Annotated in this window: 10 protein-coding genes; 1 reads left to right on the top strand and 9 read right to left on the bottom strand. The window is 59.0% G+C overall.

Annotated features, from left to right (window positions below):
- Positions 1-2: 2 nt before the first annotated feature.
- The 8 genes from ACV8MC_RS19415 to ACV8MC_RS19380 all read right to left on the bottom strand — a co-directional run bounded on the left by ACV8MC_RS19415 (position 3) and on the right by ACV8MC_RS19380 (position 9511).
- Positions 3-1352 (bottom strand): HlyD family type I secretion periplasmic adaptor subunit, encoded by a 1350-nt coding sequence (locus tag ACV8MC_RS19415; protein ID WP_071172536.1) that lies wholly within the window; start codon positions 1350-1352, stop codon positions 3-5.
- On the bottom strand, positions 1349-3121 hold the full coding sequence (locus ACV8MC_RS19410) for a type I secretion system permease/ATPase (protein ID WP_457263049.1): 1773 nt from the start codon (positions 3119-3121) through the stop codon (positions 1349-1351). The genes ACV8MC_RS19415 and ACV8MC_RS19410 overlap by 4 nt, the downstream gene beginning before the upstream one ends.
- Positions 3122-3300: 179 nt before the next feature.
- Entirely contained in the window at positions 3301-3723 is a 423-nt protein-coding gene (locus tag ACV8MC_RS19405) for an AprI/Inh family metalloprotease inhibitor (protein ID WP_457263047.1), read from the bottom strand.
- 91 nt (positions 3724-3814) lie between these two features.
- Positions 3815-5260, bottom strand: a complete 1446-nt coding sequence (locus tag ACV8MC_RS19400; RefSeq protein ID WP_041480283.1) for a serralysin family metalloprotease — start codon at positions 5258-5260, stop codon at positions 3815-3817.
- 462 nt (positions 5261-5722) lie between these two features.
- Positions 5723-6808, bottom strand: a complete 1086-nt coding sequence (locus ACV8MC_RS19395) for a polyamine ABC transporter substrate-binding protein (RefSeq protein WP_457263044.1) — start codon at positions 6806-6808, stop codon at positions 5723-5725.
- 55 nt (positions 6809-6863) lie between these two features.
- A complete protein-coding gene (locus tag ACV8MC_RS19390; RefSeq protein WP_256809967.1) occupies positions 6864-7208 on the bottom strand; it encodes a cupin domain-containing protein in 345 nt (114 codons plus the stop codon).
- A gap of 31 nt (positions 7209-7239) precedes the next feature.
- The gene (locus ACV8MC_RS19385) at positions 7240-8646 is read right to left on the bottom strand and encodes an NAD(P)/FAD-dependent oxidoreductase (RefSeq protein WP_457263042.1); all 1407 of its coding nucleotides are present in this window, start codon (positions 8644-8646) and stop codon (positions 7240-7242) included.
- A 52-nt stretch (positions 8647-8698) separates the two neighbouring features.
- Entirely contained in the window at positions 8699-9511 is an 813-nt protein-coding gene (locus ACV8MC_RS19380) for an AraC family transcriptional regulator (protein WP_095180091.1), read from the bottom strand.
- 265 nt (positions 9512-9776) lie between these two features.
- Here ACV8MC_RS19380 and ACV8MC_RS19375 point away from each other — a divergent pair, with 265 nt between their 5' ends.
- Complete coding sequence (locus ACV8MC_RS19375; protein WP_041480416.1) at positions 9777-10049, top strand: DUF1652 domain-containing protein; 273 nt, start codon at positions 9777-9779, stop codon at positions 10047-10049.
- 50 nt (positions 10050-10099) lie between these two features.
- On the opposite strand, the gene ACV8MC_RS19370 is transcribed toward ACV8MC_RS19375, so the two are convergent.
- A complete protein-coding gene (locus ACV8MC_RS19370; protein ID WP_457263040.1) occupies positions 10100-12574 on the bottom strand; it encodes a UvrD-helicase domain-containing protein in 2475 nt (824 codons plus the stop codon).
- Positions 12575-12807 lie beyond the last annotated feature (233 nt).

Below are 12807 nucleotides of genomic sequence, written 5' to 3'. Positions count from 1 at the left end.
CCTTATTCCTCGGTCAACGCGGAACCGGCGCGATCGAGCAGCGGTTTGAACAAATAGTTGAGGAGTGAACGCTCACCGGTGCGCACGAACATTTCCGCCGGCATACCGGGCTTGATCACCAGGCCGTTGAGCTTTTCCATGGCCTGATCGCTGACGCTGCTGCGCAACACGTAATACGGCACGCCGGTTTTCTCATCGACCATCTGGTCGGCGGAGATCAGGCTGACTTCGCCGGGCACGCGCGGGGTTTTGCTCTGGTTGAACGCGGTAAACAGAATGTCCACCGGCAAATGCGTGCCGACCTTGTCGATCAGGTTGATCGGCAAATGCCCTTCCACTTCCAGGGTGGTGCCTTGCGGAACGATCTCCAGCAGGGTTTCGCCCTGACGCACCACAGCGCCTTCGGTGTGCACGCCGAGGTTGACTGCCACGCCATCGGCGGTGGCGAGGATCTCGCTGTGTTGCAGGTCGAAACCGGCGGAGGTCAATTGCTCGGACAGGGTTACGCTTTTCAACTGCGCATCGGCCAGTTGCGTACGCACTTCCTTCTGGTATTCCTCGCCGTGCTGCTGCAACTTCAGGCGCGATTCAAGGATGCCCTGCTCCACGCGCCCGCTTTCGCCGGTGTTTTCCGCCAGTTGCTGCTGCACTTGCGACAGTTGCCGCTGGTAGTCCATCAAGCGGTTGCGCGGGATGTAGCCGTTGTCGGCCAGCGGTTGCAGGTTGCTCAACTGTTGCTGCAAGGAACTGGCCTGGGCATTGAGGTCGCTGCGCGCGCGGCGCATGCCGGCCAGTTGTGCAGTGGCGCCTTCGATATTGGCGCGCAGTGCCGCTTGTTCCCGGGAGAACGCTTCGCGGCGGCTGCTGAACAGTTGCCGCTGGCCTTCCAGCACCAAGGCCAGGCGCGGGTCCGGGTCGTTGCTCAGTTCGGCCGGAAAGGTCACTTGCTTGAGGTTGTCGCGCTCGGCCTGCCAGCGCGCGAGGCTGGCCCAAGCCATGCGGTACTGCGCCTGCAGCGATTGCACATCGGCGGCGACCTGCGTCTGATCGAGGCGGAACAGCGGCTGGCCCTGCTTCACGATCTGGCCTTCGCGCACCAGAATCCGGCTGACCACGCCGCTGCTCATCGACTGCACAGCCTTGCGTTTGCCCGAGACCACCACGGTGCCCTGCACTGGAATGCCCTGATCCAGCGGCGCCAGTGCGGCCCAAGTGAAGAAACTGCCAGCGCCGACGATGGCCAGAATCCAGCCCAGGCGCGCGAAGAATTTCGCATCACGCTCCGGACGTTCGGTGAGGTAGGCGTGTTCCATGTTCGCTTCGTTTTCAGTGTTCATGCTGGCGCTGCTCATACACCCGAATTCCTTGTCGTGGGCTGATACTGCCGGCTCATGCTGAGCCCGCCCGGTGCTTGTGCGGCTTTTTCGCGTTGCTGTTCGTGCTGACCGGAAAGTGCCTTGAGCACATTCTGACTCGGGCCGAACGCCTGCAAACGGCCATCGTTGAGCACGAGCAATTTGTCAGCCTGAGCCAGCACCGAAGAACGGTGCGTCACCAGAATCACCGTGGTGCCTTGCGCCTTGAGTTGCGCAATGGCGCTGGCCAATGCCGCTTCGCCGACGGTGTCGAGGTTGGAATTGGGTTCATCGAGCACCACCAGACTCGGCGTGCCGTACAGCGCACGGGCCAGGGCCACGCGTTGCTTCTGGCCACCGGACAAGCCGCTGCCGTCCTCGCCCAGTTGCGTGTCGTAACCTTGCGGCAAACGCAGGATCATTTCGTGAACGCCGGCCTGTTGCGCGGCGGTGACGACTTTTTGCGGGTCGGCTTCGCTGAAGCGCGCGATGTTTTCGGCAATGGAGCCGCTGAACAACTCGATGTCTTGCGGCAAATAACCAATGTAGGGGCCGAGCTGGTCGCGGTTCCAGCGGTGAATATCAGCGCCGTCGAGGCGCACGGTGCCGCCCAGAACCGGCCACACGCCGACCAGCACTCGAGCCAGCGTCGACTTGCCGGAACCAGACGCGCCGAGCACGCCGAGCACTTCGCCAGCGGCCAGCGTGAAATTGACCATGTGCAAAGTGGCCGCACGCTGCCCCGGCGGGCCGGCGCTGACTTGCTCGAAGCTGATCTGGCCTTTCGGTGCCGGCAGTGCCATCGCCTCGTCGCTAGGCGGAAACGCCTGCAACAACGCATCAAGGCGCCGGTAAGCCAGCTTCGCCCCACTCCACTGCTTCCAAACGGCGATCAACTGATCGATCGGGCTCAGTACGCGACCCATCAGGATCGAACCGGCGATCATCATCCCCGCAGTCATGTCACCCTTGATCACCAGCAACGCGCCCAGGCCCAGCACCAACGATTGCAGGCACAGGCGCAGGGTCTTGCTCAGCGAACTGATCACCGCACCGGTGTCGCTGGCCTGGTTCTGCAAGCCGAGAAAGCGCGAATGCACCCCGAACCAGCGCTTGCGCAGCGAGCCGAGCATACCCATCGCCTGAATGGTTTCGGCGTTGTGCAAGTGGCTGGTAGCCAACTGACTGGACTGCTGGGAAAAACCGGCGGCTTCGCCCAGCGGTTTTTTGGTCATGTATTCGTTGAGGCACGCCAGTGCGATCAGCAGCAACGCGCCTGCCGTGGCCAGCACGCCAAGCCAGACGTTGAACAGGTAAATGACAAACAGATAGACCGGAAACCACGGCGCATCGAAGAAGGCGAACAGCGCCGGTCCGGTGACGAACTGGCGAATGTGGGTCAGGTCGCCCAGCGACTGCCCGGCGTTACCCTCACCCTTGAACAGGTTGCGCTCGAACGCGGCCTGATAGACCCGGAGATTGAAGCGCCGCTCCAGCTGGCTGCCGATGCGGATGACGATAAAGCTGCGGATCACTTCCAGCAGGCCGATGAAGGCGAAGAACCCGACCACCATCAACGACAGCATCGCCAGAGTGGTTTCGTTCTGTGACGACAGCACCCGATCGTAAACTTGCAGCATGTAGATCGACGGCACCAGCATCAGCACGTTGATCAACACAGTGAAACAACCGACGCTGATCAGAATGCTTTTATAGTCGCCCAATGCCTTGATTAACGGAGCGGCCGGAGACTTCGCCATCTTCATTGATTCTTCCTGAGTTCATAGTCTCGTCGGTGCGGACGAGCATTCCATTGATATTTCGCGTACCTGCCAAAGATCATTTGCAAGTAGTGCTTACAATTTCATAACAAGTTGATCGGCTTCGCGGTTATAACGCTCGGTTATTGCAGTACATCAACTTCGCGCAACTACCCAGCCACCGCTTAGTGCCCGATGCGTTCGAGCAAGATAAGCAATTGCGAACTCAACCTGCTTGCGTAAGAGCCATCCCCCCGGCGGCTGAAAAAGGCGATTTTCGAACCCTCCTTGCCAGTGATGGCAATGCCATCGGGTTCTGGAAACCAACCAATCGGGGCTTCGCTCAACCATGCGCCCAGACAATCGGCGCCCTCGCCCAAGGTCTTGTTTGGCGCAAGATCGACAACGCATGTGTTCGACGGCTTGTCTTGCAACGACCACGTTTCGGGTGTGTCGTTGTGACCGGTCAATGTGGCCTGCCAGCGCCCGGCGAATGCCGAGGGTTCTTCGAGTCTGAGGCTGCTTGCCATGCTTGTCGCTCCGGTCATCATCAGCGTGACTGCCATCAGCCATGCCATCGTCGTGTCAGTTAAAACGTATCGAGTCATAGGAAATTTCACTTCCGCTCGTAGCCTTGCTCGGGGATCAGGCCGATGCAAGCGAAGAAAGCGACGCACGAGGCGCCGCTTTCCTTTCACATCACGCCACGATGTCGCTGGTCGCAGCCTGGCCCACGGTGCTGACGATGAAGTCAGCCACGCCATGCCCGGAGAAATCCACCGACAACAGGCTATTGCCGCCCGACGAGGTCAACACTGCGTCGCCGGCCGAACCGGTGAAGCTGTTGACGAAGTGCAGGCCCGCACCGTTGGTGATGCCGGTCAGGTCGATTTTGTCCAGACCGCTGACGAAATCGAGGATCTGATCGATCGCACCTGGCTTGGAGTCCGAGCTGGCGGCGAACACGAAAGTGTCCGAACCGGCGCCGCCCCACAGCTTGTCGGCACCGCCAGCGCCGTACAGGATGTCGTTACCGGCACCGCCCTTCAGCTCGTTGGCCACGCTGTTGCCGATCAACAGATCGCTGCCGGAACCGCCAATCGCGTTCTCGATGACCGCGCCCTTGGCGATCGACACGTTACCGACCATGCCGCCAACGTCGGAGAACGAAGCGCTGTTGAGGTTGATCTTCTGGTTCTGGGTGAAACCGGAGAAATCCAGGGTGTCCTTGCCGCCGGCATCCCACACCGAGAACACCACTTTGTCGCTCGACGACGACGCGCTGAGGAAATCGCGGCCGGTATTGGAGTTGAAGCCGTAGGTGGTGTCGCCGGTGCGGGTGGTGGTGTTGGCGCCGTAGAGTTTCTGGATGGCTGCGATGTCGTCCATCAGCGGGCCGGACGAATAGGCTTCGACGCCGCCCTTGCTGAAGTTCTGGTTGGTGTTGCTCTCGCTCCAGTAACTCATGACGCTGTAGCCACGGGTGTCCTGGCCGTAGGTCGCGTCGTTGTAGGTCGGGTTGCCGTTGCCGGCGTTGTAGTCGCCAGGGTGAGCAAGGCCCAGGGTATGGCCGATTTCGTGGGTCAGGGTCTGACGACCGTAGTTGTTCAGATCCGGGTTCTTGTTCTGCGTGTAACCGCTGTTGATCAAGTACCACGAGGTGCCGTCATAACCGGCGCCGGTCCCCGGCAGATAGGCAAACGCCGCAGCGCCATCCTGGCCACCGCTGTAATTACCGAAGGTCATGTGCCCGTCGCCGCCCGAGGCTCTCTCGGTGAAGGTGACATTGGCCACATCGGCCCAGGACTGCATGGCGAGCTTGGCCTGCGCCTGTTGCTGCGCGCTGAACTGACTGAACCCGGTGATCCCGTGCTTGTTCATCGTGCTGTTCGAGGCCGAGGTCAGGAACGTATAGGTGAGTTCGATCTTGCCGCTGCCGTCCTTGTCCTGGTAGGCAGCGCCGTCACGCAGCAATTGCGTAGCCGCCTGGTCGACGGAGTACGAGGGTTTGCCATTGACCGTGAGGTTGCCGCCACGGTCATACTGATGGCTGAAGCTATTGATCTGGTTGTACGCCGAGCTGAAGGCAGCCAGCTGGAAAGCCTGTTCGGCGGAATCAACAGCATTGGTTTTAACTTTCGACATAAACACACTTCCTTGTTTAGCAATGGAACAGTTTTTGTCCGACAGGACGATCTTTGGCGAGATCGTCCTATCACTCGCCCAATGAAGGCGTAACGAACCTGACACAATTGGAAATCTGTCGTAAAGGATTTTTTTGCGATCCAATTTGGTGGTATCAGGAAACTGCCGTAAACAAAGGTGCGGGGAGGAAAGATTGTTTTTAGTTGCGATGAGGGCGGAAATTGTCTGACGATTTTCTATTTAAATATTAAATATCGCTAAGTTTGAATTTGTTGGGCAAGTCACACTTTCAGTCAGCGGTGCCAGTGCTTTGATATCAACTATGCTGATTCATTGAATAACAAATGTGGGAGCGAGCCTGCTCGCGAAGGCGCCAAGCCAGTCAACATAAGAGTCGAATGACAAACCGCTTCGCGAGCAGGCTCGCTCCCACAGGGGTCTTGTACGTTGGCCTGAAAAAACTCAGCTACCGGTACGAATCTTGTTCCAGACCCGCGTACGGATCCGGTCGATATTCAGCGGCATCGCTTCCAGCGCAAACAGCTTGCCCATCATTTCCGCGCTCGGGTAAACCTTGGTGTCGTTCTTGATCGCCGGATCGATGAGCGTGTCCGCCTGTTCGTTGCCATTGGCGTAGTGCACGTAGTTGGTGATGCCCGCCATGACATCGGGGCGCAGCAGGTAATTCATGAAGGCGTAGCCGGCCTTTTCGTCCGGTGCGTCGGCGGGCATGGCGACCATGTCGAACCAGATGGCCGCGCCTTCCTTGGGAATCGCATAACCGATCTCGACGCCGTTCTTGGCCTCCTTGGCGCGGTTCTCCGCTTGCAGGATGTCGCCGGAAAAGCCGACTGCTACGCAGATGTCGCCGTTGGCCAGGTCACTGGTGTACTTCGAGGAATGGAAGTAGCTGACGTAGGGCCGCACTTTCATCAGCAAAGCTTCGGCTTTTCTGTAGTCTTCGGGATTCTTGCTGTGGTGCGGCAGGCCCAGGTAGTTGAGCGCCGCCGGGAGCAGTTCCGGGCCGTTATCGAGGATCGCCACGCCGCACTTTTGCAGTTTTTCCATGTATTCGGGTTTGAAGATCAGATCCCAGGAATCCACCGGCGCGTCGTCGCCCAGCACCGCTTTGACCTTGGCGATGTTGTAGCCGATGCCGGTGCTGCCCCACAGATAAGGGAAACCGTGCTCGTTGTTCGGGTCGTTGGTCTGCAAGGCTTTGAGCAGTGCCGGGTTGAGGTTCTTCCAGTTCGGCAACTGACTCTTGTCGAGTTTCTTCAGCGCCCCACCCTGAATCTGCCGCGCCATGAAGTGGTTCGACGGGAAGACCACGTCGTAACCGGATTTGCCGGTCATCAATTTGCCGTCGAGGGTTTCGTTGCTGTCGTAGACGTCGTAGGTCACGCCGATGCCCGTGTCTTTCTGGAAATTCTTTGTGGTGTCCGGGGCGATGTAGTCGGACCAGTTGTAGACCTTGACCGTCTCGGCCGCGTGACTGACGGAAGCGGCCAGCAGCAGCGGCGCCAATGCGAGGGTTTTCTGGATCATGGGGCGATTCCTGTATGGGCTTTTTTTGTTGGCAGGCAATCAAAGGATCGAACAATCAGAAAATCAGCACGTAGCTCTTGCGCACGGTTTCCTGGATATCCCAGATCCCGAGCGTGTTGGCTGGCAACATCAGTGCGTCGCCGCCTTGTATGTGCAGGGTTTCGCCACCACCGTCGGGGGTGAAGGTGCAGCGCCCGGAAATGAAATGGCAGAACTCCTGCGCGGTGATCTGCCGCCGCCAGCGGCCCGGGGTGCATTCCCAGACGCCGGTTTCGACGCCGTTGTCGCGCTCGACGCTGGTGGTCGAGGCAATTGCGACAGGTTCGCCGAGGGGCACGGCGACCGGGTTGGACTCCTCGAGTTCGAGCGCGGCGGTGTTCTTGAATTGGGTGATGCTCATGGCGTGACCTGTTTGTTGAGGGAAACGGCGTTTAGTGCATGAAACCTTCCATGAACCCGGCGACTTGGCTGGCGAGCTTGCGCCGCCAGGGCGCGGTCGCCGGATTGGCCAGCGTCTGGTCTTCATGCACGAAACTTTTGATGATCGCGTTGTAGCCGAGCCAGCGGCATGGCTCTGGCTCCCAGGCACGCAGCGCGTGAATGCCACCGTCGGGCAGGACCCACGGTTGTTGGGTCAGCTCGCTGTCGCGCTCAAGAATCAAATCGGCCAGCGTCCGGCCGCCGAGATTGCTGGCACCGACGCCCTCCCCGCCATAACCGCCCGATAGCGCGATGCCGTTGCCGCGGTCGCAAAGCATGTGCGGCTTGAAATTCCGCGACATGCCGAGGTTGCCGCCCCAGGCGTGGGTGATTTGCACATTTTTCAGCTGCGGGAACAGTTCGCCGAACAGATAGCGGCGCAACTCGACTTCATCGCGGGTGAGGTTGAAGTCATGGCGTAGCTTGCCGGCGAACTGATAACCGCCACGGGCGCCGAAAATCAGGCGGTTGTCGGCACTGCGCTGGCCATAGGTGACTTGACGGCTGAACTCACTGAAGGCTTGCCCACGATTCAGGCCGATTTCGTCCCAGGTCGCGGCGGACAGCGGCTCGGTGGCGACGATCAGGCTTTGCACCGGCAGCTGATAGCGGCCCAGCGGCGGCAACGTCACCGAATAGCCTTCTACGGCCGGGACGATCCAGCGGCTGCGCACGCTGGCCTTGGCGGTGCGCAAACTGCCGGATTGCCAGTGGGTAACCGGGCTGTTTTCGTAGATTTTCACGCCCATCTGCTGCACGGTCCGCGCCAGGCCACGGACCAGTTTCGCCGGGTGAATGGTCGCGACATGGGGAGCGAAGATGCCGCCGTAGGGCTCGGCTACGCGGATCTGCTGAGCCAGTTGCTCGGGACTCAGCCAGCGGTAATCGTCGTCAGTCAGACCTTGGGCATGCAGCTTGCTCAGGTAATCGCGCAGAACGGTTTCCTGCTCTGGGTAGCGCGCAGCACAATAAAGCACCCCGCCCTTGCGGTAATCGCAGTCGATGCCTTCGCGTTCAACGACGATCTCTACTTCATCAGGAATGCTGTGCAGCAGATCAAACGACGCCCGCCGTTGCTGCGGCGATAAGCCTGCGAGCAAGCGATCCTCGCCCAGCAAATTCCCCATCAGCCAGCCGCCATTGCGTCCGGACGCACCGAACCCGGCGGTTTGCGCCTCGATGATGGCGATATCCAGGCCGGGCGCCTGTTTTTTCAGGTAGTACGCCGTCCACAGTCCGGTGTAACCGGCGCCGATGATCGCCACGTCGACATCCAGATCCCGCTCCAACGCAGGGCGCGCCAGCAGCGGCTCATCGAGCTGATCCATCCACAAACTGATCGTGCGCCACGCCGACATGCCAGACTCCGCCACTGAAAACCTTCGATGGCGTCGATCCTAGTGGCTGCCTTCAGTGGATGTCTTGCGCGCGTGCCCGCAGAGAAATTTGTTTGGCGTAGGCTTTGGGCGACTGACCGGTGTGCTCGCGAAAGCATTTGTAAAACGCCGACAGCGAATTGAAACCGGCGGCAAACGCCAGCTCGTCGACGCGCAATGGCGGTGCGGCGCTGTCCAGTGCACGCAGCAAATGCTGCAGGCGCGCCTGGTTGACGTAGCGATAAAAGCTTTGCCCGAGTACCTGATTGAGCAGATAGGAAATCTGATTGCGGCTGTACCCGCACTCCTTCGCCACCCGTTGCAGGTCAAGCTCAGGGTCCAGATAGGGCTGCTGCTTTTCGAAATACTGCTGCAGGTCTTCGGCCATGAAGCTCAGTTGGCGCGGTGACAGACCGAGACGACTGACCGCCGGACGGCTCGGTGCCGAACTGCCGTCGGTTTGGGTACGCACCAGCGAGGCGTATTCATTGACGCGCCATATCAGGCCGTCCTTGACCGTGATCGCTTCGCTGGAACGAAACGACACCAGGCCATCGCCGCCACGCAAGGTCACCTCGTACTGAATGAACGCGGTGTTGCCATCCACCCGGATGCGGTCGCAATGCTCGAGCAGTTCGTCGGATTCTCGCGGCATGCTCACGCGCACGTAGTCGCGTAACTCATCCAGTCTGAGTACGCGATTCTGAAAGAAATCGCTGTACTGGATATCGGCGTGATAAAGCGCCATGACGCTGTCCAGATCCCGGTGTTTCCAGCTCAGGTGATAGCGCATGACCGTGGCGGCCGTGGCCTGGGTCTGTTCTGGGCCGTCGTCATCGGCGTGCATAAGCGGCTCGGCAAAAAAGAACCGAGCTTGCCCAACTTCCTCTGCCGCTTCAATGGAAAATCCATGGTGGCGTTTTGGCGATAATCGATGAGCCAGTGACTTACATCAAAAAATGCGAATCAATCGCTAAACGGACTGAAAAAACTCACAGTTTTTTCACACACGGATGCTACTTTTAAAGCTCAAGCACTGGTTGAGCCAATGAAGGCTCTTCCCACCTAACATGAGCAAAAGGAAGCGCTCGATGAAGCAGGCGGGCAACACCATGAATAAAGGGTTCAGCAAAGTCACCTTTCCAAATGCTTGCCAGCTGATGCGCTGGCATTTTCATCCCATGGGTTTCGAGGCGACGATGGATGCGCCGGGCAGCCTGATCGCCCGTCTGTTTGATCGTGCCAGCGGCGAAACCATGATCGCCATTGCCGGCATTCCCTGCGCAACGGTGATGAACGCGGCGGACGTCGAGCGCATCATCGAGGCCATCGAAGATGAGCTGGAAGCTTTCACTCCTCCGGAATCTCTCAAGAACTACGCATAACCGCCTGATTTAAAACAAAAAGCCCGCAGCGATGCGGGCTTTTTTATTGATCAGGCGCTGGCCTTCTCGGTTCGATGATCGACGAAGAACGGCTTGCCCTTGGCAACTCGATCCGATGCCCTCGGCATGTTTACCGCTTGGGTTTCCTGCGGTTCGACGTACCAGTAGCAATGGCTGACGGCGCGCGTGATACCAACGTAGGCAAGGCGCAGGATTTCGTCTTTTTGCGCATTGTCGTACGGCTCGCTATCGCCACTTTTGCCCAATCCCGCCATGCGATACACCTGGTTCTTGTACGGAGAACTGGTCAGATGCTGGCAATCACCCAGCAGGAATACCGCATCAGCCTGCAAGCCTTTGGCGCTGTGATAGGTCAGCTGTTTCAGCCGCCGCGCATCATAGGGCAAGCTCGAATCCACATTAATTACAGGCTGAATATGCTGCTCAATCAATAACTTATCGCTGCTTTTTCGATAAAGCATCAGGATTGAATCACCCCGCCGGTAATGCTCGGCCAGACGCTGCCCCAACGCTTCATCGTCACGCTCAAGCACGTTGACCGGGTGAAGCGGCTTCGGCTCACCACTGGCCTTGGCCTTCTTGCCTGCGATCGCCGGCGCTGCACGGACAATGTGTTCGGCTGCGTCGATGATGTGCTGATGGCTGCGATAGTTGTCACTGAGCATCACTCTCGTGGTGCTCGGGGAAGGAAATTCCTTGTTGAACTCCATGAAGTAGCTCGGAGAACTGCCGCGCCAGCCGTAAATCGACTGCCAGTCATCACCGACACACAGCAGCGATGAACGCTGTGCCCCTCGCCCGATGTGCATGGCCGGGCCACGGCTGCGGATTTCATTGAGGCTGGCGCGAATCCACGAAACGATCTGCGGCGATACGTCCTGGAATTCGTCGATCATCAAATGCGCCATCGGCCGCAGCAACTCATCGCTGAGCAGCTTGAGGTTTTCCGGCGAGTGTTCGCTGAACAACGCGAACATGCGGTTGTAGGTCATGACTGGCGGTTTCTGATCCAGCAGGTGATCTTCAAATGCGCGCCAGAACAGGCTCAGGGCCTCAAAGAAAAAACGATCAGGATCGTCCTTGGCGAAGCTCATCCGGCTGACCGCGTCCGGCACATTTAGGCCGAGGTTTTCGATGAAGCCCGCCGCGGCGACAAAACAGTCCAGCAATGGCGCGGATGCCAGCTCGCCTTTGACCTTGTAATCAAAGCCGGGACCGGCGCTGGCATCTCCGGCCAACGTCGCAAGAACGCGCCTGGATGACTCGTAACTATCCAGCCATATCAATGGCTTACGGCAGAAAGCTTGAAATAGGGTGCGCTTGACCGCCCACTCTGCACGGACACTCAGCTTGGCGTTGGGTCGGGTCAGCTGGGCGTTTTCCCTGGGATCAAAGCCGAGCACCACCCAGGCATCTAGGCTGGGAATATAGCCATGAGCGTGGAACTTCGAGCCATTGATTTCGAAGGCCTGCCGATTCGGCTCGATGCCTTTAATGGGCCACGCCCCTGCACGAAACCATAAATCTTCAATCACATCGCAGAGCTCTTCATCGCGCTTGGCCGCCAGTTCGGTGACCGCCATGCGTTTCTGCACATCGGGATGATCGCGATCCAGTTCCTTTAATTGCAAACCCGCGCGGGACAGCGGCTGGATCAATTGGCGGAAACGCTCATCCTCGTTGAACAAGCGGTGGTAGCAGGCATTGAGTTGCTGTCGTTGCGCGTCGTTGATCCGCAGGTCAAACGGATTGCTGTCGACCTCCTCTGCGCCACTTTGCGGGCGGTCGCTGAGGTTCTCGAAGGCCTGCAAGCGCTCGAAACCCGGCAGGCTGCGAACCATCGGCAGGATGCGCGAGTGGAAGGTTCGCACCAGTTCGCGCGCCTGCTTGAGGTTCAACGGCTGACCCCACAGCGTGAATATTTCGATGAGCTTGTTGATGAAGTCCTTGCGCGATTCACGGGTGAAGGTCACCACGGTCATCGAATCCAGCTCAAAACCCAGATAATGGCTGAGTAACAGAATGCGCAGCACCAATGTGGTCGACTTGCCGGCGCCCGCACCGGCGACCACCGAGGTGGACGGCGTATCGCTGAAGATCATTTTCCATTGCGCGGCGCTGGGCTGGGCGTGGGCCGGGAGCAAACGAGCGACGTCAGCCTTGATGCGTTTTTTCAATTCGGCGGTGAGCGGCAGGCGCCAGTCATCGAACAGGTGGTTATCGACGCTGGGCGGCCGATGCTCGGTGTTGCGGCTGTCGCGAATCAGCAGAACCTGGCGGCCTTCCTCCAGACCCTCAAGCTTGCCCTCCTTGAAACCATATTCGACGCCGGCTGTGTGGCCACTGCGAAATCCGTCAGCTTGCCCGTGCAGCCACGATGCCCGGTGCTGCGCGCGCAGCTTGGTCAGACCGTGACCAAAGAATCGCGCGGCCAGACGCTTGAACCAGGGCATCTCGGCCAGTGGACGAAGTTCAGGGGGAAGATCGGGGGTGTGTTGCGCCACGCTGACGGACTCCAGGGTGTGAGGCTGTGGCGGCTATGGTGTCTGGATTTGCTGATGAGTTCTAGCGAAATGCTTACAGGTCATCGGTTTAGGCGACGAATTGAAAGTCGGATAAGACGATTTCGAGGCACATTCCCATCAAATAAACTGATCATGATGCGGCAGTTTTTGCGCTTTTTATCGATGTTTACCTGATAGATGATCGTCGTCATCAACCACGGGGCCCGCCCCCT

It is taken from the genome of Pseudomonas sp. PK-RTE-24 (assembly GCF_054052265.1).
Note: the sequence above shows the minus strand (reverse complement) of the source record. Positions and strands in the feature narration are given on the sequence as shown.